This is a genomic window from Bacillus sp. FSL K6-1033 (assembly GCF_038630765.1).
Taxonomy (GTDB): domain Bacteria; phylum Bacillota; class Bacilli; order Bacillales; family Bacillaceae; genus Bacillus; species Bacillus altitudinis.
Window position 1 is genome coordinate 1,567,034 of the sequence record NZ_CP152041.1, and the last position, 23,878, is coordinate 1,590,911.

Genomic DNA, 23,878 nt, shown 5'->3' on the forward strand with positions numbered 1-23,878 from the left:
GGCATGTCAGCAAGAGATTTATCTGTTTTATTCAGTGTTATTTTAATCGTGGCGATGCTGGTCATACCGTTTCCGCCCATCCTATTAAGTATTTTAATCATTATTAATATTTCTCTTGCGCTTATCGTGCTTCTCACCACAATGAACATGCAAGAACCACTGCAATTTTCCATTTTTCCATCTTTGCTTTTGCTCTTAACACTGTTTCGTTTAGGGCTTAACATCTCTACAACCCGTTCTATTTTATCAACTGGAGATGCTGGTAAGGTTGTAGAAACGTTTGGATCATTTGTTGTTGGGGGCAATATACTCGTTGGTCTGGTTGTCTTCCTTATTCTGATCATCATTCAGTTTATTGTCATCACCAAAGGGGCAGAGCGTGTATCAGAGGTTGCGGCCAGATTTACACTCGATGCGATGCCAGGTAAACAGATGAGTATTGACGCAGATTTGAATGCAGGAATGCTGACAGAAAGTGAAGCTAGAAACCGCCGTGAAAAAGTAGCAAGAGAAGCAGACTTTTATGGTGCGATGGATGGTGCAAGTAAGTTCGTTAAAGGGGATGCCATCGCAGGTATTATCATCGTTATTATCAATATTATTTTTGGCATCATTATTGGGATGATTCAGCAAGGAATGTCAATTCAAGAATCAGCTTCCCACTTTACTCTTTTAACAGTAGGGGACGGAATTGTTTCGCAGATCCCTGCACTTCTTATTTCAACAGCGACAGGGATTGTTGTCACGAGAGCGGCTTCTAACGGAAACCTTGGTTCAGACATTACGGGTCAGCTCTTTGCCTTCCCTGCCATGCTTTACGTCACAGCAGGTACGATCTTCCTGCTTGGATTGTTTACGCCAATTGGCGTACTTTTGACAGGGCCGATCGCAGGTTTACTTGCACTCGGTGCGTACATGATGTCGAAAAACAAACAGGATCAAGAAGAGATTGAAGAAGTACTGGAAGAACAGGCAGAGGTAGAAGAGATGAAAAGTCCAGAAAGCGTCATTCATCTCCTGCAAATGGATGCCATTGAATTTGAATTTGGCTACGGGTTGATCCCACTTGCAGATGCCAATCAAGGCGGAGACCTGCTAGACCGAATTGTCATGATCAGAAGGCAGCTTGCTCTTGAACTAGGTCTTGTCATTCCAGTTGTCCGTATTCGAGACAACATTGCGCTGAACCCGAATGAATACAGGCTCAAAATAAAAGGGAACGAAGTGGCAAAAGGAGAGCTGCTGCTCGATCATTACTTAGCGATGTCTCCAACGCCTGATGATGATCCGATTGAAGGAATTGAAACAATCGAACCATCCTTTGGTCTGCCGGCAAAATGGATATCAGAAGCAGAAAAAGATCAGGCTGAAATGCTTGGGTATACAGTGGTCGATCCAGCATCTGTTGTGTCTACCCACATCACAGAGAAGATTAGACAGAACACCCATGAACTGCTTGGACGCCAAGAAACGAAGCAATTAATCGATCATCTGAAAGAAAGTTATCCAGTTCTAGTAGATGAGGTAACACCGAATCCACTAGCAGTCGGGGATATCCAAAAAGTACTTGCAAAGCTTCTGAAAGAAAAGGTCTCCATTCGAAACCTTGTGACCATTTTTGAGACCCTTGCAGACTACGGAAAATTAACGACTGATACAGACTTGCTAACAGAGTATGTTAGACAGGCACTTGCAAGACAGATTACTGCACAGTATGCAAGAGAAAATGAATCACTGAAAGTCGTGACATGCTCAGGACGAGTCGAAAAGGTGATTGCAGACAGCGTGCAGCAAACAGAGCATGGGAACTACTTATCGTTAGATCCAGAATCCTCTGAAAGTGTGATTCAATCAGTGGCGAGAGAAATTGAACAGCTTTCGCTTCGTCAGGAAACGCCGGTTCTATTATGCTCACCTCCTATAAGAATGTACGTCAAACAGTTGTTAGAAAGATATTTCCCAGATTTACCGGTACTATCTTATAACGAACTAGAAGCAAATGTGGAAGTACAGAGCATCGGAGTGGTGGATATCTAATGAAAATGAAAAAAATCACAGCGAATTCTATGCAGGAGGCAACGATCCAAATCAGGCAGCAGCTTGGGAAGGATGCCGTCATATTAAATTCGAAAACCGTTGTCAAACGAAAGCTGTTCGGTTTAAAGAAACAGCAAATGGTCGAAGTGATTGCAGTGCTGGATCAAGATTTTGAAGAAAGAGCCGGTAAAGGATTACAACCAGCAGCTGCGCCTATCCCAGTGTTACCGAAAAAGGAGCAGACTCAACACCTTACACAAGAGCTGCCGGCTGCTGCTCAAGCAGTCAAAGCAGCGCCTTCTCATTCTCAGCCTATAGAATATGCAAGAAACGAACGCCATGCCGGGATCTTGCCGGATTCTCTCATGAAAATGGATCAAAAGCTAAAGGATCAAGGTCTTGATGATGAGATTCGAGATGAGTGCTTAAAGGGTCTTTTAACAAAAGGTGCTGTGAAAGAAGAGCAGATTGAAAAAGAACTTGAAAAACTACTCACAGGGATGCTGCCGGCTCACACTTCTGATGAGCCGATGATTCGTTCGAAATACATTGTGCTGTTTGGTTCAACTGGTGCTGGTAAAACGACAACGATTGCAAAGCTTGCTGCGAAAACGGCTATTCAGCAGCAAAAGAAAATTGCTTTTATCACAACAGATACGTACCGTATTGCCGCGATTGAACAACTAAAAACATATGCTGAACTGCTGAATGCACCTCTTGAGGTTTGTTATTCAAGAGAGGACTTTGTGAAAGCACAGCAGACCTTTAAAGACTATGATCATATTTTCATCGATACAGCAGGCCGTAACTTTAAAGAAGAGGCGTACATCAAAGAGCTGACAGATATCATTCCATTTGATGAAAGCATTCAAAGTTTTCTCGTCATGAGTGCGACATCGAAATATCAAGATATGAAAGCCATGGTCAAACGTTTTGAACACGTTCCAATCGATCAATTTATTTTTACAAAAGTTGATGAAACAGACACGATGGGAACGATCTTTCAAATCATTGCAGAATCTCAAATCGGGCTCGGGTTTTTAACAAATGGTCAAAATGTACCTGAGGATATTCTTGAGAGTTCCCCCCTTGATTTGACAAGGATGGTCTTACAATGATGAAGCCTGACCAAGCCGAAGGTTTAAGAAAGCTTGTTCAGCAGAATCAACTGATTGTACCGAACTCTCTTCATGCGAATGGACAAGCGAAAACCATTGCTGTCATGAGCGGTAAAGGCGGAGTAGGTAAATCGAATTTGACGCTGAATATGGCACTGTCTATCGCAAGTACGGGCAAGCAAGTGCTCATCATCGACCTCGACTTTGGCATGGGGAATATTGATATTTTACTAGGGAAAACATCGACCAGCTCTATATTAGACGTGCTTGTTAGAAAAAAATCCTTCCAAGCGGCTATGACAAAAGGAACGGACAATCTGTATTACATTTCTGGCGGAAGCGGGCTTGAACAGCTGTTTTCTTTAGACAAAGATCAATGGTCGTTCTTTTTAGAAGAGATGGAGAAAATATTGAATGACTTTGATTGTATATTCTTTGATATGGGTGCAGGCTTGTCAAAAGATCAACTCCCCTTTGTCTTATCGGCAGGAGAGGTGGTCGTTGTGACAACGCCAGAACCAACATCCATCATGGATGCCTACAGCGCAATTAAGCACTTAGCCATTCATCAGTTTGAACAGTCTGTTCAAATCATCGTCAACCGGTGTAAAACCCCGTCAGAAGGGTCTGAAACGTACCGGAAATTAGCAGGAGTGGTGACATCCTTTCTACACCGAAAGCTTGTGTTTGCTGGGGCGGTGCCTGATGATCCTGCTGTTCCTAAAGCAGTCACTGAACAAATTCCATTTTATATGAAGCAGCCTCATTCAAGGCTAAGTAAAACCATTAAAATGCTGGCTGAAACACTGTATCATCAGCAGATAAGAGAGGCACGGAGAGAGCAGCATACGTTTATAGATAAGTTGTCCTCTTTTTTTAAAAGGAGGAAGGTGGACTCATGATTAGAGTGCTTGTAGTAGATGACTCGGCCTTTATGCGAAAACTCATCAGTGATTTTCTAAGTGCCGAGCAAGAAATTGAAGTCGTCGGAACGGCGCGAAATGGGGAAGATGCCTTAAAGCGGATTAAGGAATTGAATCCAGATGTTGTCACACTTGATGTGGAAATGCCTGTTCTAAATGGAACAGAAGCATTAAAACAAATTCTGGCTGAACACGACCTTGCTGTAATTATGGTGTCAAGCCAGACGAAGCAAGGGAAGGAATTAACCATCCATTGCTTAGAACTCGGTGCTTTTGACTTTGTGACAAAGCCTTCAGGAAGTATTTCGCTCGATTTACACAAAGTAAGAGGTCAAATTGTAGAGCGGGTACTTGCGGCAGGCCTGTCTAGAAAACGTACTGAGAAACAAGTTTCTCCTAAGCCGTTCATGAAGCCGCCAAGTCCAATTCCAGCGGCCGCTCCCCGTCTGCAAGAAGTAAGAAGCGGCTCATCACTCCGAAAGATTATTTCAATCGGAACTTCTACGGGAGGGCCTAGGGCGCTTCAACGAGTCGTCACGAAGCTGCCAAAAGACATAGAGGCGCCGATTTTGATTGTGCAGCATATGCCGGCAGGATTTACGGCATCGCTGGCTACTAGATTAGATCATTTATCACAAATTACAATCAAAGAAGCTCAAGATGGAGACATCGCTAAAAATGGAGTGGCTTACATAGCTCCTGGTGGATTGAATATGTCACTTCATGAACAAGGGGCAGCTTTAGTGATCAGGCTGTCCCCAGAAGACACTGACAGCCGTCACAAACCTTCTGTTAACTATTTATTTGAATCCATCAGCAACATAAAAGGTTACGAGAAAATCGCTGTCATTATGACAGGAATGGGTAGTGATGGCACAGAAGGTGTCAAAAAAATGGTCGCAAGCGGTCATACAAAAGTCATTGCAGAAAAAGAAGAATCATGTGTTGTTTTCGGAATGCCTAAATCAGTCATTAAAGCAGGCCTTGCACATGAAACAAGGCATGTGGATGACATCGCACATGCAATTATAAGCTCCATGAAAAAAGAGAGGGCGTGAACACGTTGGATGTAAACCAATACTTAGATATCTTTTTAGATGAAAGCAGAGAACACTTACAAACTTGTAATGAAAAACTTCTTGAATTAGAAAAGAACCCAACAGACTTGCAGCTAGTGAATGATATATTCAGAGCCGCTCATACACTGAAAGGCATGAGTGCAACGATGGGCTTTGATGATATGGCTCAATTAACACATCATTTAGAAAACATGTTTGATGCCATCAGAAACGAACAAATGATTGTCACTCCTGAATCAATGGATACGATGTTTGAAGCACTCGATCACCTTGAAGCAATGGTTCAATCGATTGCAGAGGGCGGGGATGGAAAACGTGATGTCACGGAGATTAGTAAAAAACTAGATGTGACAGGAAGCCATGCAGAAACAGCATCTGCCGTTGAGACTGCTGAAGCATCATCAGCTGCAAGCGACCTAGACTATAACGAATTTGAACGAACAGTTCTTGATGAAGCGAGAGAACAAGGCTTTAAATGTTATGAGCTGAACGTGACATTAAGTGACGCATGCTTATTAAAAGCCGTTCGTGTCTATATGATTTTTGAAAGACTGAACGAAGCAGGAGAAGTTGTCAAAACGGTTCCGAATGCAGAACTTTTAGAATCAGAAGATTTTGAATCTGAATTCAGCATTTCTTACTTATCGAAACAGCCGATGGAAGAAGTGAAAAAAATCGTGACAGCGATCTCAGAGGTTGAACAAGTGGAGATTTCTGAAGTCTCTGCCTTTGAAGAAGCGGCTCCGGCTGAAACAAAAGCAGAGAAACCTGAGCAGAAAAATGAAGAAGTCGCAGCTCCTGCTGCTAAAGCGCCAGCAAACGATGCGCCAAAAGCAAATGGCAATAACGGTGCAGCTGCCGGCGGAACGAAAACGATCCGTGTCAACATCGATCGTCTAGATTCACTTATGAACCTGTTTGAAGAGCTTGTCATTGATAGAGGACGTTTAGAACAGATTGCCAAAGAACTTGAAAACAACGAACTCACGGATACAGTGGAAAGAATGTCCCGTATTTCTGGAGACCTGCAATCGATCATCTTGAACATGAGAATGGTGCCTGTAGAAACGGTGTTTAACAGATTCCCACGTATGATTCGTCAATTGACGAAAGAGCTCAATAAGAAAATTGAACTGATCATTGAAGGTGCTGAGACAGAGCTTGATCGAACAGTGATCGATGAAATTGGCGATCCGCTCTTACACTTACTTAGAAACAGTCTCGATCACGGGATTGAATCACCAGAAGAACGTGTGAAAAAAGGCAAGCCAGAAAAAGGAACTGTTCTTTTAAAAGCATATCATAGCGGAAACCATGTCTTCATTGAAGTAGAAGATGATGGCGGCGGGATTAACCGTAAAAAGGTCCTTGAAAAAGCATTAGAGCGCGGAGTTATTACAGAAAGAGAAGCGGAAACGCTTGAAGATCACCAAATTGATTCATTGATCTTTGCAGCAGGGTTCTCTACAGCGGATACGATTTCTGATATCTCGGGCCGAGGTGTAGGTCTTGACGTTGTGAAAAACAAGCTGGAATCATTAGGTGGTTCTGTGAGTATTAACTCAACAGAAGGTCAAGGCTCACTGTTCTCAATTCAGCTTCCACTTACATTATCGATCATTTCCGTACTTCTTGTGAAACTAGAGGAAGAAACATTTGCTATTCCGATTTCTTCTATTATAGAAACGGCTGTCATTAAGAAGAGTGACATCCTTCAAACGCATGATCGTGAAGTCATTGATTTCCGTGGATTTATCGTACCGGTTGTGTACTTGAAGAAACAGTTCAACGTACCAAATGCGAATGATTTAGAAGAAGAACTGCACATTATTGTTGTCCGTAAAGGAGACAAGCTAACAGCATTTGTGGTCGATTCGTTTATCGGTCAGCAAGAGGTTGTATTGAAATCACTTGGAGATTACCTACCAAACGTATTTGCGATATCAGGCGCAACAATCTTAGGTGACGGTCAGGTTGCACTCATCGTTGACTGTAATGCACTGATTAAGTAAAAAACAATAGAGGAGCGGTCTGAAATGAGTACAGATATCAAAACTGGCGAAAAGATGATTGTGTTTATCGTAAACAAAAAAGAATACGCCATTTCAGTATCAGAAGTAAAGTCCATTGAAAAATGGCAGCAGCCGACAAGAGTTCCTGGCGTTGCCCCTTATATATGCGGTGTCATTAATCTACGTGGTGTCGTGACACCTGTCATTGACCTTAGAGTGAGACTTGGATCAACTGACAACGAGATTACAGACGAAACAAGAATGATTATTGTACAAGTTGGTGACATTGAAGTCGGCTGGATTGTTGATGAAGCAAATGATGTCATTACTGTTCATCAGGAAGAGGTAGAAACTTCTACTGATTCAGCTGAAAAAGAAGGACTGTCATGGGTGACAGGAATTATTAAGCATGATCAGCGTCTATTCAATATCATTCATGCTGGTGCGGTCCTCGACAAGAGCGTGCAAGATGCACCTGTTCATTAAGGGGGATGTGAAATGAGCATTTTCAATGAAATTAAAGATGAACAGCTAGATATTTTAAGTGAGGTTGGGAATATCGGAGCAGGCCATGCAGCGTCTGCTCTTGCCAGCCTATTGAACCGCAAAATTGATATGGCTGTTCCTTTTGTCAAAGTTCTCTCGTTTGAAGATTTAATGGATTTCTTTGGTGGAGCAGACCTTCCAGTTGCCAGTATCTTTTTGCGAATGGAGGGTGATCTTACCGGTTCAATCTTTTTCATTATGCCGTTTGAACAAGCGGAACAATTTGTAAGAGAGCTTGTTCAGGACCCAGCATTTGATATTGATACGATTCATGAACACATGCTAGGAACATCAGCGCTTCATGAGCTAGGAAATATTTTAGCGGGCTCTTATTTATCAGCACTTGCCGATTTAACAAAACTGCAGCTTCACCCAAGTGTTCCAGATGTCACGCTCGACATGTTCGGGGCTGTCATTAGTGAAGGATTAATGCAGTTTAGCCCGCTCGGCGATCAGGCGATTGTGATTGATACATCGATTTTTGATGATCAAAATCAGCAAGAGCTGAAAGGAAATATGTTTCTATTACCAGACTTTGAATCGTTTGAAAAACTGTTCAAAGCATTAGGTAACCTATAATGAACGTGCAGATTCCGGCAGTTGTAAAGGTTGGTATAGCGGATGTTCAGCTTGTGAAAACACCGGACCGTATTCGGACATCCGGTCTCGGTTCTTGCGTAGGACTTGTCCTTTTTGACCAAGAAAAAAAACTGGCAGGACTTGTCCATGTCATGCTTCCAGACTCCTCTCTTTCAAAAGGAGCGGTAGAGAACCTGGCTAAGTATGCAGATACAGGTGTTAAGCATACAATTGATCTGCTCTTAAAAGAAGGAGCGCGTAAACATGCGCTAAAAGCGAAGCTTGCTGGCGGCGCAGAAATGTTTAAATTTAAGTCAACCAATGATCTGATGAGAATTGGACCTAGAAATGTATCAGCTGTGAAAGAACATCTGTCTCTTCATCATATCCCGATCATTAGTGAGGACACGGGCGGAAACAATGGACGCACGATTGAATTCGATCCGCTTACAACAGAACTTGAGATCCGCACTGTGAAACAAGGCATTATGAAGATATAACTAAGGAAGTATAGGGGGAGAAAGATGCAATCCTTAAATTACGAAGATCAGGCGCTATGGGCTAGATGGAAAGAGTGGAAGGACCCAGCTGCTGGAGATGATCTTATGCGCCGCTATATGCCGCTCGTCACATATCATGTTGGAAGAATTTCCATCGGTCTCCCGAAGTCAGTGCACAAAGAAGACTTGATCAGTCTAGGGATGCTCGGTTTATATGATGCCCTTGAAAAATTTGACCCCGGAAGAGATCTGAAGTTTGATACATATGCATCCTTCAGAATTCGCGGGGCCATCATCGACGGTCTTCGTAAAGAGGACTGGCTGCCTCGTACATCAAGAGAAAAAACAAAAAAAGTAGAAGCGGCAATTGAAAAGCTTGAACAGCGATATTTACGAAATGTGACACCAACAGAGGTTGCTGAAGAACTCGGCATGAGTGAACAAGATGTGGTCACAACGATGAATGAAGGGTTCTTTGCGAATTTGCTCTCGATTGATGAGAAGCTGCATGATCAAGAAGACGGAGAAAACGTTCAAGTCATGATTCGCGACGAAAAGACTGTGACACCTGAAGAAAAAATGCTGAAAGATGAATTAATTGAACAGCTTGCCGAAAAAATGACAGAGCTTTCGGAAAAAGAAAAGCTTGTGATTAGTCTTTTCTATAAAGAGGAATTGACATTAACGGAAATTGGTCAAGTGCTTAATTTATCGACCTCCCGCATTTCGCAAATTCATTCAAAGGCATTGTTCAAGCTTAAGCATCTGCTTGATAAAGCCATTCAATCTTAAAGAGTTAGTGAGTGAAAAAATATGCTATGGCTGATTAGCTTTATGCTTCATGCTGCACTTATTTATTTTGTGATCATTTTATACACGAGAATGAATTCGCTGAAGGCAACAGAACAAAAGCAGCGAGAGCTTTTAGAAGAAACGGAAAATACCCTGGCTGCATTTTTGATGGAAGTCAAAGAAGAGAATGAAAAACTATCAAAAGCTGCAGCCACTTCCCCTGATTTTTCTGCTGAAGAGCTGAAATCGGATCTTCAGACACCAAAGCAGCCACAACCACCAATTGAATCCCAGCAATCGGTAGAAAGTGAAGATCCAGTTCCAGAGCACCTGTCGGCTCTCCTTAGCGAAGTTGAGGTGCAGGAAGAGAAGGTAAACGAACCCGTTTCAAGTCTCGAAACAGAAGCTTCTGCGCCTTCTGAAAGTGAAAGAGAAGAAACATTCGAGGATCAAGTAAAGGCCTTATATGATCAAGGGCTATCATTAGAAGAAATAGCGAAAGAATTAAAAACGGGCAAGACAGAAATCGAGCTTTTATTAAAATTTAGCGGAAAGCTGTAAAGGATTCTTGATTGTCAGTCCATCATGTGTTATATTATTTCTTGGTGTTAAATACACACGCTTAATGATTCGTATGAAGGTGCTGCCGTGGCGCAGTTTTATGTGAACATGACTTAAGCGGAGGAAAAAAAACCATTATATTAGGAGGCAACAACATGTCAGTTATTTCTATGAAACAATTGCTAGAAGCTGGTGTTCACTTCGGTCACCAAACACGCCGTTGGAACCCAAAAATGAAGCGTTACATCTTTACAGAGCGTAACGGTATCTACATCATCGATCTTCAAAAAACGGTGAAAAAAGTAGAGGAAGCTTACAACTTCACGAAAAACCTTGCTGCTGACGGAGGAAAAATCCTTTTCGTTGGTACGAAAAAGCAAGCACAAGATTCAGTGAAAGAAGAAGCAATCCGTTCTGGTATGTTCTATGTAAACCAACGCTGGCTTGGTGGAACGTTAACAAACTTTGAAACAATCCAAAAACGTATCAAACGTTTAAAAGATATCGAAAAAATGCAAGAAAACGGTACGTTCGAAGTTCTTCCTAAGAAAGAAGTCGTTCAACTGAAAAAAGAATTAGAACGTCTTGAAAAATTCCTAGGCGGAATCAAAGACATGAAGGGTCTTCCAGATGCACTTTTCATTATCGACCCTCGTAAAGAGCGTATTGCAGTTGCAGAAGCTCGTAAATTGAATATCCCAATTATCGGTATCGTTGACACAAACTGTGATCCAGACGAAATTGATGTTGTGATCCCTGCAAACGATGATGCAATCCGTGCTGTAAAACTTCTAACTGCTAAAATGGCAGATGCGATTCTTGAGTCTAAACAAGGCGAAGAAGAAGCTGTTGTAGAAGAAACGACAGAAACTGAAACAACAACTGCGTAACCTATTCAAAAGGTGATAAGAGGGAACTGCCTTTTATCACCTTTTTTTCACCTAGTAATCCGTGTTTTAACATAGAAGGAGGAAATGTAAAATGGCAATTACTGCTCAATTAGTAAAAGAACTGCGTCAAAAAACTGGTGCAGGTATGATGGACTGTAAAAAAGCGTTAACAGAAACTGATGGTGACATCGATAAAGCAATCGATCTTCTAAGAGAAAAAGGGATCGCAAAAGCTGCGAAAAAAGCAGACCGTATTGCGGCAGAAGGATTAACTCTTATTAAAACTGACGGCAATACTGGCGTTATCCTAGAAGTGAACTCTGAGACTGATTTCGTTGCGAAAAACGAAGGATTCCAAAATCTTCTTAACGAACTTGCTGATCATTTACTTGCTGCGAAACCTGCAACAATTGAAGAAGCACATGCTTCTAAAATGGAAAATGGTTCAACAGTTGAAGAACATATTACTTCTGCAATTGCGAAAATCGGAGAAAAAATTACGCTGCGCCGTTTCTCAGTCATCACAAAAGAAGATAACGCTGCATTCGGTTCTTACTTACACATGGGCGGACGCATCGGTGTATTAGCGGTTCTTAACGGAACAACTGATGAAGAGCTTGCGAGAGACATCGCAATGCACGTTGCTGCTGTAAACCCTAAATACATTTCTCGTGACCAAGTGTCTGAAGAAGAAGCAAACCGTGAGCGTGAAGTATTAACACAACAAGCGCTTCAAGAAGGAAAGCCTGAAAATATCGTTGCTAAAATGGTAGAAGGCCGACTAAACAAATTCTTCGAAGAAATTTGCTTACTTGACCAAGCATTCGTTAAAAACCCAGATGAAAAAGTGAAACAAGTTGTAGGTGCGAAAAACGCAACTGTTCAAACTTATGTTCGCTATGAAGTGGGCGAAGGTATCGAAAAACGTCAAGACAACTTTGCTGAAGAAGTCATGAGCCAAGTGAAAAAATAATGTTTGAAAAGCTCTCTGGGGCTTTTTTAGGGAGCACAAGCACTGTGTTCCCTATTTTTTAGAGGATATTGATTTACAAAAGACGGTTTCTTACGCATAATAAGAGACGGTATAGTTTACACTTGGAGGTTATCATGAGCAAACCGAAATATAATCGCATTGTACTGAAGCTAAGTGGAGAAGCACTAGCTGGTGATGCTGGAAATGGAATTAACCCAACTGTCATTCAATCAATTGCAAAGCAAGTAAAAGAAATTGCAGAACTTGATGTTGAAGTTGCAGTCGTTGTAGGCGGAGGAAACCTTTGGCGTGGTAAGACAGGCAGTGACTTAGGAATGGACCGGGCAACAGCAGACTATATGGGAATGCTTGCAACAGTGATGAATTCATTGGCATTACAAGACAGCCTAGAAACGCTTGGCATTCAGTCTAGAGTACAAACCTCTATCGAAATGAGACAGGTTGCAGAGCCATACATAAGAAGAAAAGCGATCCGTCACCTTGAGAAGAAACGTGTCGTGATTTTTGCTGCAGGTACTGGTAACCCTTATTTCTCTACTGATACAACAGCAGCACTTCGTGCAGCTGAAATTGAAGCAGATGTCATTTTAATGGCGAAAAACAATGTAGATGGTGTCTACAGTGCTGATCCTCGTACAGATGCGGATGCAGTAAAATATGATAAGCTTTCATATCTTGATGTACTAAAAGAAGGGCTTGCTGTAATGGATTCTACTGCGTCCTCATTATGTATGGACAATGACATTCCATTAATCGTCTTCTCTATTATGGAAGAAGGAAATATTAAACGTGCCGTCAATGGCGAATCAATCGGAACGATCGTGAGGGGGAAATAACGTGTCAAAAGAAGTGTTGAACCAAACAAAAGAAAAAATGGAAAAAGCCGTTCAAGCATACGGACGTGAACTAGCAACTGTCCGTGCGGGCAGAGCTAATGCTTCCCTTTTAGACAAAGTAACAGTGGATTACTATGGTGCGCAAACACCACTAAACCAAATTGCGTCAATTACAGTGCCAGAAGCACGTATGCTGATTATCACACCTTACGATAAAACAGCGATCGGTGATATCGAAAAGGCGATCCAAAAGTCTGATCTTGGTATCACACCAACAAGTGACGGAAACGTGATCCGTATTGCGATCCCAGCACTAACAGAAGAAAGACGTAAAGAACTTGTAAAAGTTGTGAGAAAATACTCAGAAGAAGCAAAAGTAGCTGTTCGTAACGTTCGTCGTGATGCAAACGATGAATTGAAAAAGCTAGAGAAAAATGGGGAGATCACTGAAGATGAATTAAGATCATCTACAGAGGATGTTCAAAAATTGACAGATGAATATGTCGCTAAAATTGATGAAGTGACAAAAGATAAAGAAAAAGAAATCATGGAAGTTTAAGAAAAAACTATGTACAATAGATAATAGTGAAAAGACCCTCTTCATGTTTACAGGGGGTTTTTTTGTTAATACTGTTGAGGACTATATTATTAGCGGGAACGCAACCTTTTTGGGTGATGGAGGAATCTCATGCTCAATATACTCAAAAATTGGAAGAATCAGCAAACAGCAGCTTCCAACTTAGAAAGCCTGACAAAAGAAGACATATTAAATGGAGAAATTCCTGAACATATCGCCATTATCATGGATGGGAATGGAAGATGGGCAAAGAAACGTGCACTTCCACGGGTAGCAGGACATCATGAAGGAATGAAAGTTGTCAAGCGCATGACCAAGCTTGCAAATGAGCTGAATGTCAAAGTGCTGACTTTGTATGCTTTCTCTACAGAAAATTGGAAACGTCCAAAACTAGAAGTAGACTTTTTAATGAAGCTTCCTGAAGAGTTTCTAAACATCTATCTGCCTGAACTCATCGAGGAAAATGTCCGTGTACGTTTAACAGGTGATCCAGACGGCCTCCCGCAGCATACGAAAAAAGCGGTAGAGAACGCAGTAAAGAGTACGGCGAATAATGACGGACTCATTTTAAATTTTGCGCTCAATTATGGAGGACGGACAGAAATTATTTCTGCATGCAGACAAATTTCTGAAAAAGTCAAAGAAGGCAAGCTTCGAGCAGAAGACATCACAGAAGAGATGTTTTCAGCTTATTTAATGACAGAATCTCTTCAAGATCCGGATTTGCTTATTCGCACGAGTGGAGAAATTAGATTAAGCAACTTTATGCTTTGGCAAATTGCGTACAGTGAGTTTGTCTTTACGGATGTGCTTTGGCCTGACTTTTCTGATGAGCATCTCATAGACGCTATCGGAGAGTACCAGCGCCGCGGCCGGAGGTTCGGTGGAATTTAGAGGGTGGTGCAGATGAAACAAAGAATTTTGACGGGTGTTCTGGCAGCTGCAGTGTTTTTACTTGCAGTGATTTATGGACAAATGCCATTTACCCTGCTGATTTATTTAATGGGAAGTGTCGCTCTCTTTGAGCTTCTTAGAATGAAAAAGATTTCGATTTTCAGCTTTCCTGGCATTGTCAGCTTAATATTGCTTTGGCTTTTAATGGGCGGAGAAAATAGCTTCTTCCCGAACGTAGACGCATCAAAAATGCAGATTGCTTTATTTGCAGTCTTAATCCTTTTAACTTATACAGTTCTGAGCAAAAACTCTTTCACATTCGATGAGGTTGCTTTTGTTATATTAGCCACATTATATATTGGCGTTAGTTTCTATTATTTTATTCAAATTAGAGGCTTGTATGGCATGAGTGCGATCTTCTTCGCAGCGGTGATTATTTGGTCCACTGACTCAGGTGCCTATTTTATTGGGAAATCTATGGGGAAACGAAAGCTTTGGCCAGAGATCAGCCCAAACAAAACAGTAGAAGGATTTATCGGCGGAATCGTCACAGCGGTCGTGCTGTCACTTGTGTTCCAGGCGGTTACAGGATTTTTGCCATCATATCTGCTTGTTATGTTTATTACTCTTTTGCTCAGTATTTTTGGACAGCTTGGCGACCTTGTGGAATCTGCTTTAAAGCGTCATTACCATGTGAAGGATTCAGGGACAATCCTCCCAGGTCATGGCGGAATTTTGGACAGGTTTGACAGCTTTTTATTCGTTCTGCCGTTTTTATATTTATTGCTGGCCACGTTTGCTAGCTAACCTCATAGAAACTAATTGAACGAGAGAAGGAGTGGCAATTTGAAATATATTTCACTATTAGGCGCAACAGGATCAATTGGAGAACAAACATTAGATGTGATCAGGCAGCATCCAGACAAATTCAAGTTGAAAGCGATGACGTTTGGCAGAAATATAGACAAGGCCATCCCTATCATTGAACAATTTCAGCCTGAATTTGTTGGATGTGTAGACGAAGCGACCTATCGCACGTTAAAAGGTCATTCATTTCAATACGATGTCAAAATGGCTGCGGGTGATGAAGCAAACATCGAAGCAGCGACCTATGATGCAGTGGATGTTGTGGTCAATGCACTGGTAGGAAGTGTCGGACTTGTACCGACATTAAAAGCCATTGAACAAAAAAAGACGATCGCACTTGCAAATAAGGAAACACTTGTGACAGCTGGTCATATAGTAAAAGAGTACGCCAAAAAGTATGACGTGCCTTTACTTCCTGTCGATAGTGAACACTCCGCTATTTTTCAATCCCTGCAAGGTGAACAAGCTAAAAACATTGAACGCTTAATCGTCACAGCTTCAGGCGGCAGTTTCCGAGATAAAAAACGCACGGAGCTTGAAGGTGTAACGGTAGAAGAAGCGCTGAATCATCCGAACTGGTCCATGGGCGCAAAAATCACGATCGATTCAGCGACCATGATGAATAAGGGGCTTGAGGTGATTGAGGCGCATTGGCTGTTTGATATCCCATACGATCAAATTGATGTGCTGTTACATAAAGAGAGCATCATCCATTCCATGGTGGAATTCCATGACAAAAGTGTCATGGCTCAGTTAGGTACACCTGACATGAGGGTTCCGATTCAATACGCGCTCACTTATCCTGATAGAGCGCCATTAAAAGAAGCGAAATCATTAAACCTTTGGGAGATTGGACAATTAAATTTCCAAAAAGCGGATTTTGACAGGTATCGCTGCTTACATTTTGCTTATGAATCAGGTAAAATAGGAGGGACAATGCCTACTGTGCTTAATGCAGCCAATGAAATAGCTGTTGATGCATTTTTAAAAGGCAAAGTAACGTTCCTGCAAATTGAAGAATTGATTGAAAAGGCACTGAACAGACATCATGTGATTTCAACGCCTAGTTTGCAAGATATCCATGAAGTGGACAAAGATACACGAGACTTTGTTCAATCAATCCTCGCATAAGGTGGTATGTTCGTGAATACAGTGATTGCGTTTATTATTATTTTTGGAACGCTCGTTTTTTTCCACGAGCTTGGCCATTTAATTATGGCGCAGCGCGCAGGCATTTTATGCCGCGAGTTCGCAATTGGTTTTGGACCGAAGATTTTCTCCTTTAAACGAAAAGAAACCGTCTATACCATCAGACTTCTGCCAATCGGCGGATTTGTTAAAATGGCTGGAGAAGACCCTGAAGTCATTGAAATTAAACCGGGTCATACAGTGGGGCTCTTATTCAATGAGCAAAATGAAGTAGAAAAAATCATTTTAAATGATAAAGAAAAATATCCTGATGCACTTGTCATTGAAGTTGAACAAATTGATTTAGATCATGCGATGAGAATTTCAGGATATGAGGCTGGAAATGAAGACATTCTGACTGGCTACAATGTAAGCCAAACAAGCTTCTATATTGCAGATGGTGAAGAAATTCAAATTGCGCCATACAACCGTCAGTTTGGTTCAAAAACAGTATGGCAGCGTATTAAAGCCATTGCAGCTGGACCGATTATGAACTTTATCCTGGCATATGTGATTCTAGTGGCTTTAGGATTTATTCAAGGTGTAACCGTGGATGATCCTGTACTTGGTAAGCTGACAAAAGACGGCCGGGCAGCGCAAGCCGGGCTTATGCAGGGAGATCATATCGTTTCAATTAACGGGGATAAAATGAATTCTTGGACAGACGTTGTTCAAACGGTTCAAAAGAACCCAGATAAAAAAATGAATGTCGTCATTGACCGAGATGGCAAAGAAAGCACCATTCAAGTTGTACCGGAAGCTGTGAAGGCCGAAGGAAAAACCATTGGCCGTTTTGGCTCTTACCCGCCAACAGAAAATGGCTTTCTCAAAGTCATCTCATCCTCAGGAACGACAGTGATATCAACAGCAGGTCTCATCTTAACGAACTTGCAAAAGATTGTCACAGGACAATTTTCATTAGATATGCTTGCAGGTCCTGTTGGAATATATGATATGACAGGAGAAGTAGCGAAACAAGGTGTGTTAACATTAATGCAGTTTGCTGCGTTTCTTAGTATCAACTTAGGGATCGTGAATTTATTACCGATTCCTGCATTAGACGGAGGAAGATTACTTTTCCTATTCGTTGAAGCCATTCGCGGCAAACCAATTAATCGTGAGAAAGAGGCACTTGTTGTCTTCATTGGTGTTGCGTTCCTCATGCTATTAATGCTAGTAGTGACATGGAATGACATCCAGCGATTATTTTTATAAAAACCAATGTCTCTTGTTTCTCATTCTGGGAAACAAGAGTTTTTGTGAGAAGTCCTATTTCTTAAATGAGGTGTAACGACATGAGACAATCCTTGACTTTCATTCCAACTCTTCGAGAGGTGCCGGCAGATGCTGAGGCAAAAAGTCATCAGCTATTAGTAAGAGCTGGATTTATTAGACAAAACACGAGCGGTATTTATCATTACCTGCCGTTAGCACATAAAGTGATTCAGCACATTCAAGCCATTGTTCGCAAGGAAATGGAAAAGGCGGGAGCAGCTGAGCTGTTAATGCCAGTGCTGCAGCAAGCAGAAATGTGGCAAGAGTCAGGAAGATGGTATACATACGGTCCAGAACTCATGCGTATGAAAGATCGTCACGGCCGCGAGTTTGCACTTGGCCCAACACACGAAGAAGTGATCACATCACTCGTACGCAGTGAAGTCAAATCGTATAAAAAGCTTCCTTTGACACTTTATCAAATCCAATCTAAATTCCGTGATGAACAAAGACCTCGCTTTGGGTTATTGCGCGGACGTGAATTTATTATGAAGGACGCCTATTCATTCCACTCTTCACCAGAGAGCCTTGATGACACATACAACAAAATGTTTACAGCTTACTCGAATGTCTTTTCAAAAGTAGGTCTTAACTTTAGACCCGTCATTGCCGATTCTGGGGCAATGGGAGGAAAAGATACACATGAGTTTATGGCACTGTCAGAAGTAGGAGAAGATACAATCGCATACTCTGACACATCTTCCTACGCTGCGAACATTGAAATGGCTGAGGCTGTGTATCACGGAGAAGAAGCAAACCCTGCGGACTTCAAAGAACTCGAGAAAGTACACACGCCTCAGGTGAAGACGATACAAGATGTTGCGTCATTCTTAGAAGTGGCTCCTTCTACATGTATCAAATCTGTCTTGTTTAAAGCGGACGATGCGTATGTACTTGTCCTGACAAGAGGCGATCATGAAGTAAATGATGTGAAAGTGAAAAACTTAGTTGGAGCACAGCTTGTAGAGCTTGCTTCACGTGAGGAAGTACTAGACGTGATCGGAACAGAACCAGGATTTGTTGGACCAGTGAAGCTTGAAGCGGAAGTAACGATTTATGCAGACCACGCTGTCAAAGGAATGACAAATGCAGTTGCAGGTGCAAATGAATCGGATTATCACTATGTCAATGTTAATCCTGCTCGTGATCTGTCAGTGAAGGAATACACAGATCTTCGCTTGATTCAAGAAGGAGACGTTTCTCCAGATGGTGAAGGCACAATCCAGTTCGCAAAAGGAATTGAAGTAGGACAAGTCTTTAAGCTAGGCACACGTTATTCAGAGGCAATGGATGCAACATACCTCGATGAAAATGGACGTGCGCAGCCAATGATCATGGGCTGCTATGGCATCGGAATTTCTAGAACCCTTTCTGCGATTGTTGAACAACATCATGATGACAAGGGGATTATTTGGCCAGAAACAGTTGCGCCATATGATCTTCATCTACTTGCCTTAAATATGAAAAACGATGCACAAAAGGAACTGGCTGAAACGCTGTATGAGCGTTTACAGGAAGAGGGCTATGAAGTCCTTTTCGATGACCGCCAAGAGCGTGCAGGCGTCAAATTTGCCGACAGTGACTTAATTGGACTGCCAATTCGCATTAGCTGCGGGAAACGTTCAGAAGAAGGTATTGTCGAAGTGAAATTTAGAAAATCAGGTGAATCACACGAAGTATCTGTTGATGAACTGATTTCATTTATACGCCAAGCATAAAAAACGAACAAAAAAATGAAGGTACCTCCTGCAAAAAAGAGGTACCTTTCTGATTTGCAAAAGGAGGGTCCTGTCTTGGATGAACAATTACCGATTACCCGGCGGCAATTTCATATATTACTCAATCAGATTCAAATGACAGATGATGACCTCAGCCGTTACTTTGAAGAAGGCGAGATCGTCAAATTGACGGTGCATAAGGCGGCAAAAACGTGGCATTTCCTTTTTAAATTTAAGGCACTTTTGCCTTACAAAGTATATGCAATGTTTTTAAGCAGGCTGACAAATGCATTTTCTCATATCGCACAAGTCACTTGTACGATTGAAGTCAATGATCCGCACATATCTGAAGAGCTCGTTCAATCGTATTGGTCACATTGTGTGGAAGAGCTTCAAGGAATTTCTCCCCCAATCATCAGCTTGCTTCAACAGCAAAAACCAGCGCTGTCTGGACATAAGATCATCATCAAAACAAAAAGCGAAACTGAGGCTTTGGCCATCAAAAAGAAATATAGCCCAATGCTTCAGGCTGCATTTAAACAAGTCGGTTTTCCAGAACTTCAATTTGATACAGAAATTTTTGTATCAGATCAAGAGATTCAGAAGTTCAGAGAACAAAAACTTGCTGAAGATCAAGAAAGAGCCATGCAAGCCCTTGTTGAGATGGAGAAGAAGGAAAGTGAGGATCAAGAGGAAGCCCCTTCTGGCCCTCTGATGATTGGCTATCAAATCAAAGACAATGAAGAAATACGTACGCTTGATAGTATTATGGACGAAGAAAGACGAATCACCGTCCAAGGATACGTGTTTGATGCAGAAACGCGCGAACTAAAAAGCGGTAGAACCCTTTGTATCTTTAAAATTACCGATTATACGAATAGTATTTTGATCAAAATGTTTGCGAGAGAAAAAGAAGATGCTCAGCTCATGAAATCCTTGAAAAAAGGGATGTGGGTCAAAGCAAGAGGAAGCATTCAAAACGATACGTTTGTGAGAGATCTTGTCATGATCGCAAATGACGTCAATGAAATGAAACCTCAGCTGAAAGAAGATACTGCACCAGAGGGAGAAAAGCGTGTTGAGCTTCATTTGCATTCGCCAATGAGCCAGATGGATGCTGTCACTGGCATCGGTAGACTTGTTGAACAAGCAAAAAAATGGGGGCATGAGGCCATTGCCCTGACAGATCACGCCGTTGTACAATCCTTTCCAGATGCGTATGCAGCAAGTAAAAAGCATGGCATCAAAATGATGTACGGGGTGGAAATCAATTTAGTCGATGACGGGGTACCGATTGCGTATAATCCAGAGCACCGCTTGTTAGAAGATGCGACGTTTGTCGTATTTGATGTTGAGACAACGGGACTCTCTGCTGTGTATGATACGATCATTGAGCTTGCAGCTGTGAAAATCAAAGGCGGGGAAATCATTGACCGCTTTGAGGCATTTGCAAACCCTCATCATCCGTTATCAGCAACAACCATTGAACTAACCGGTATCACGGACGACATGGTGAGAGATGCACCAGATGTGGTCGATGTTGTTCGAGATTTCAAAGAGTGGATTGGACAAGATATCCTTGTTGCTCACAATGCGAGCTTTGATATGGGCTTTTTAAATGCAGCATATAAGCGACTGTTAAAAACAGATAAAGCGTCAAACCCTGTCATTGATACATTAGAACTCGGCCGATTCCTTTATCCTGAATTTAAAAATCACCGGCTGAACACCCTGTGTAAAAAGTTTGATATTGAACTCACGCAGCATCACCGGGCGATTTATGATGCAGAAGCAACTGGTTACCTCATGCTGAAGATGCTAAAAGATGCGGCTGAAAAAGAGATTGCTTACCACGATCAATTAAATGAAAACATGGGGCAGTCCAATGCGTATCAGCGCTCACGTCCTTACCATGCAACAGTGATTGCACAAAATGAGACGGGTCTAAAGAATTTATTTAAGCTTGTTTCACTTTCTCATATTCATTATTTCTACCGCGTGCCGCGTATCCCTCGCTCACAGCTTGAGAAATATCGAGAAGGTTTAATTGTTGGGTCTGCTTGTGATAAGGGTGAAGTGTTTGAAGGGATGATGCAGAAGTCACCTGATGAGGTAGAAGACATTGCCGCATTTTACGACTATTTAGAAGTTCATCCGCCAGAAGTGTATCAGCATTTACTCCAGCTGGAGCTTGTTCGGGATGAACGTGCATTAAAAGAGATCATCACAAACATTGTGAAACTTGGTGAAAAACTGAATAAACCAGTCGTGGCGACTGGAAATGTGCACTACCTGCATCCAGAAGACAAAATTTATCGCAAAATATTAATTTCATCACAAGGCGGGGCGAATCCGCTTAATCGTCATGAACTGCCAAAAGTTCATTTTAGAACAACTGATGAAATGCTAGAAGCATTCTCTTTCCTTGGAGACGAGAAGGCGAAAGAGATTGTCGTGACGAATACGCAAAAAGTATCTGAGATGGTCGAAAGTATTAAACCAATCAAAGACGATCTTTATACACCAAAAATCGAAGGTGCAGATGAAGAAATTCGGGAAATGAGCTATAACATGGCTCGTAGCATCTACGGTGACGATTTACCGAAAATTGTAGAAGACCGGATTGAGAAAGAATTAAAGAGTATTATTGGTCACGGTTTCGCTGTTATTTATTTAATTTCTCATAAGCTTGTTAAGAAATCACTTGATGATGGATATCTAGTTGGTTCAAGGGGATCAGTTGGTTCATCTCTCGTTGCGACATTAACAGAGATTACAGAAGTAAACCCGCTTGCACCGCACTATGTATGTCCAAGTTGCAAGCACTCTGAGTTCTTTAATGACGGATCGGTTGGCTCAGGATTTGACCTTCCTGATAAAGACTGTCCTGAATGCGGGACGCCGTATAAAAAAGACGGACACGATATTCCGTTTGAAACGTTCTTAGGTTTTAAAGGAGATAAAGTGCCCGATATCGACTTGAACTTCTCAGGAGAATATCAGCCGATTGCCCATAACTATACGAAAGAGCTGTTTGGTGAAGAGTATGTATACCGCGCAGGTACAATCGGTACCGTTGCAGAAAAAACGGCATATGGTTATGTGAAAGGCTACGCAGGAGATCATAACCTTCATATGAGAGGTGCTGAAATTGACCGGCTCGTACAGGGCTGTACGGGCGTCAAACGGACAACGGGCCAACATCCAGGCGGTATTATCGTCGTGCCGGATTATATGGACATTTACGATTTCTCACCAATTCAATATCCAGCAGATGCGACAGGTTCTGATTGGAAAACGACGCATTTTGATTTCCATTCAATCCATGATAACTTACTGAAACTAGATATTCTTGGACACGATGATCCAACGGTCATTCGGATGCTTCAGGACTTGAGCGGAATTGACCCAAAAACGATTCCGACAGATGATCCTGAGGTCATGAAAATCTTCCAAGGAACGGAACCTCTCGGTGTCACAGAAGAACAAATTGGATGTAAAACGGGAACACTTGGGATCCCAGAGTTTGGCACAAGGTTTGTTCGTCAGATGCTTGAAGATACAAAACCGACCACCTTCTCGGAGCTTGTTCAGATCTCTGGTCTATCTCACGGTACAGATGTATGGCTCGGCAACGCCCAAGAGCTGATTCATAATAAAACGTGTGAACTAAGCGAAGTGATTGGCTGTCGTGATGATATTATGGTCTATCTGATTTATCAAGGTTTAGAGCCGTCACTTGCCTTTAAAATCATGGAATCTGTTCGTAAAGGGAAGGGACTTCCTCCTGAATGGGAAGAAGAAATGAAGAATAATAACGTACCGAACTGGTACATTGATTCTTGTAAAAAGATTAAATACATGTTCCCTAAAGCCCACGCGGCTGCTTATGTATTAATGGCCGTTCGGATTGCTTATTTCAAGGTGCACCATGCACTTCTGTACTATGCGGCTTATTTTACCGTTCGTGCTGATGATTTTGATATCGAAACGATGACAAAAGGATCGAATGCGATTCGAGCGGTCATGGACGATATTAACTCAAAAGGTCTTGATGCATCACCGAAAGAGAAGAACCTATTAACTGTACTAGAGCTTGCACTTGAAATGTGTGAAAGAGGCTATCACTTTAAAAAAGTAGACCTATACCGGTCAAGTGCCACTGAGTTTATCATTGATGGAGACGGGCTAATCCCGCCATTCAACTCCATCCCTGGACTCGGAACAAACGTTGCGTTAAATATTGTACGCGCACGCCAAGATGGTGAATTCCTTTCAAAAGAAGATTTACAAAAACGAGGAAAAGTGTCTAAGACCATCCTTGAGTATTTGGATCGTCAAGGTTGCTTAGAAGCACTTCCTGATCAAAACCAGCTTTCTTTGTTCTAATGTGAAAAATGAGGAGCGCCCTTAAAGGGCGTTCTTTTTGTATATACAATAATATTATTATGTTAACTAAATATTTTAACTGGAATTATTTTCTTGTTGTTTC

General features: G+C 41.8%; 20 protein-coding genes. All 20 read left to right on the plus strand.

Annotated features, from left to right (window positions below):
* The first annotated feature begins 3 nt into the window (after positions 1–3).
* Positions 4–2,037, plus strand: a complete 2,034-nt coding sequence (flhA, locus tag MHH31_RS07975) for a flagellar biosynthesis protein FlhA (protein ID WP_008344782.1) — start codon at positions 4–6, stop codon at positions 2,035–2,037.
* On the plus strand, positions 2,037–3,155 hold the full coding sequence (gene flhF, locus MHH31_RS07980; RefSeq protein WP_017359083.1) for a flagellar biosynthesis protein FlhF: 1,119 nt from the start codon (positions 2,037–2,039) through the stop codon (positions 3,153–3,155). The genes flhA and flhF overlap by 1 nt, the downstream gene beginning before the upstream one ends.
* Entirely contained in the window at positions 3,152–4,057 is a 906-nt protein-coding gene (locus MHH31_RS07985; protein ID WP_144665406.1) for a MinD/ParA family protein, read from the plus strand. The genes flhF and MHH31_RS07985 overlap by 4 nt, the downstream gene beginning before the upstream one ends.
* Positions 4,054–5,136 carry a chemotaxis response regulator protein-glutamate methylesterase gene (locus MHH31_RS07990; protein ID WP_008344775.1) on the plus strand — a complete coding sequence of 361 codons (1,083 nt, stop codon included), beginning with the start codon at positions 4,054–4,056 and terminating at the stop codon, positions 5,134–5,136. The genes MHH31_RS07985 and MHH31_RS07990 overlap by 4 nt, the downstream gene beginning before the upstream one ends.
* Before the next feature lie 5 nt (positions 5,137–5,141).
* The gene (locus MHH31_RS07995) at positions 5,142–7,169 is read left to right on the plus strand and encodes a chemotaxis protein CheA (protein ID WP_024720362.1); all 2,028 of its coding nucleotides are present in this window, start codon (positions 5,142–5,144) and stop codon (positions 7,167–7,169) included.
* Between the two features lie 24 nt (positions 7,170–7,193).
* Entirely contained in the window at positions 7,194–7,655 is a 462-nt protein-coding gene (locus MHH31_RS08000; protein WP_045034266.1) for a chemotaxis protein CheW, read from the plus strand.
* A gap of 12 nt (positions 7,656–7,667) precedes the next feature.
* On the plus strand, positions 7,668–8,294 hold the full coding sequence (locus MHH31_RS08005) for a chemotaxis protein CheC (protein WP_007499567.1): 627 nt from the start codon (positions 7,668–7,670) through the stop codon (positions 8,292–8,294).
* Complete coding sequence (locus tag MHH31_RS08010) at positions 8,294–8,794, plus strand: chemotaxis protein CheD (RefSeq protein ID WP_007499566.1); 501 nt, start codon at positions 8,294–8,296, stop codon at positions 8,792–8,794. The genes MHH31_RS08005 and MHH31_RS08010 overlap by 1 nt, the downstream gene beginning before the upstream one ends.
* A 24-nt stretch (positions 8,795–8,818) precedes the next feature.
* Complete coding sequence (locus MHH31_RS08015) at positions 8,819–9,586, plus strand: FliA/WhiG family RNA polymerase sigma factor (RefSeq protein ID WP_007499565.1); 768 nt, start codon at positions 8,819–8,821, stop codon at positions 9,584–9,586.
* A gap of 21 nt (positions 9,587–9,607) precedes the next feature.
* On the plus strand, positions 9,608–10,147 hold the full coding sequence (locus MHH31_RS08020; protein ID WP_045034267.1) for a hypothetical protein: 540 nt from the start codon (positions 9,608–9,610) through the stop codon (positions 10,145–10,147).
* Between the two features lie 155 nt (positions 10,148–10,302).
* Positions 10,303–11,037, plus strand: coding sequence for a 30S ribosomal protein S2 (gene rpsB, locus MHH31_RS08025; protein ID WP_007499561.1), 735 nt, complete (start codon positions 10,303–10,305; stop codon positions 11,035–11,037).
* Positions 11,038–11,128: 91 nt separating this feature from the next.
* Positions 11,129–12,010, plus strand: coding sequence for a translation elongation factor Ts (tsf, locus tag MHH31_RS08030; protein ID WP_007499558.1), 882 nt, complete (start codon positions 11,129–11,131; stop codon positions 12,008–12,010).
* A 134-nt stretch (positions 12,011–12,144) separates the two neighbouring features.
* Entirely contained in the window at positions 12,145–12,867 is a 723-nt protein-coding gene (gene pyrH, locus MHH31_RS08035) for a UMP kinase (protein ID WP_008344767.1), read from the plus strand.
* Between the two features lies 1 nt (position 12,868).
* Entirely contained in the window at positions 12,869–13,426 is a 558-nt protein-coding gene (frr, locus tag MHH31_RS08040) for a ribosome recycling factor (RefSeq protein WP_008344764.1), read from the plus strand.
* 129 nt (positions 13,427–13,555) lie between these two features.
* On the plus strand, positions 13,556–14,338 hold the full coding sequence (locus MHH31_RS08045) for an isoprenyl transferase (RefSeq protein ID WP_110487244.1): 783 nt from the start codon (positions 13,556–13,558) through the stop codon (positions 14,336–14,338).
* 12 nt (positions 14,339–14,350) lie between these two features.
* Positions 14,351–15,145: a phosphatidate cytidylyltransferase gene (locus MHH31_RS08050; RefSeq protein WP_007499550.1), complete on the plus strand. Its 795-nt coding sequence runs from the start codon at positions 14,351–14,353 to the stop codon at positions 15,143–15,145.
* Between the two features lie 39 nt (positions 15,146–15,184).
* The gene (dxr, locus tag MHH31_RS08055) at positions 15,185–16,336 is read left to right on the plus strand and encodes a 1-deoxy-D-xylulose-5-phosphate reductoisomerase (protein ID WP_017359078.1); all 1,152 of its coding nucleotides are present in this window, start codon (positions 15,185–15,187) and stop codon (positions 16,334–16,336) included.
* 6 nt (positions 16,337–16,342) lie between these two features.
* Entirely contained in the window at positions 16,343–17,608 is a 1,266-nt protein-coding gene (gene rseP, locus MHH31_RS08060; protein ID WP_007499546.1) for an RIP metalloprotease RseP, read from the plus strand.
* Between the two features lie 80 nt (positions 17,609–17,688).
* The gene (locus MHH31_RS08065) at positions 17,689–19,386 is read left to right on the plus strand and encodes a proline--tRNA ligase (RefSeq protein WP_024720366.1); all 1,698 of its coding nucleotides are present in this window, start codon (positions 17,689–17,691) and stop codon (positions 19,384–19,386) included.
* A 135-nt stretch (positions 19,387–19,521) separates the two neighbouring features.
* The gene (locus MHH31_RS08070) at positions 19,522–23,775 is read left to right on the plus strand and encodes a PolC-type DNA polymerase III (protein WP_234784194.1); all 4,254 of its coding nucleotides are present in this window, start codon (positions 19,522–19,524) and stop codon (positions 23,773–23,775) included.
* Positions 23,776–23,878: the final 103 nt, after the last annotated feature.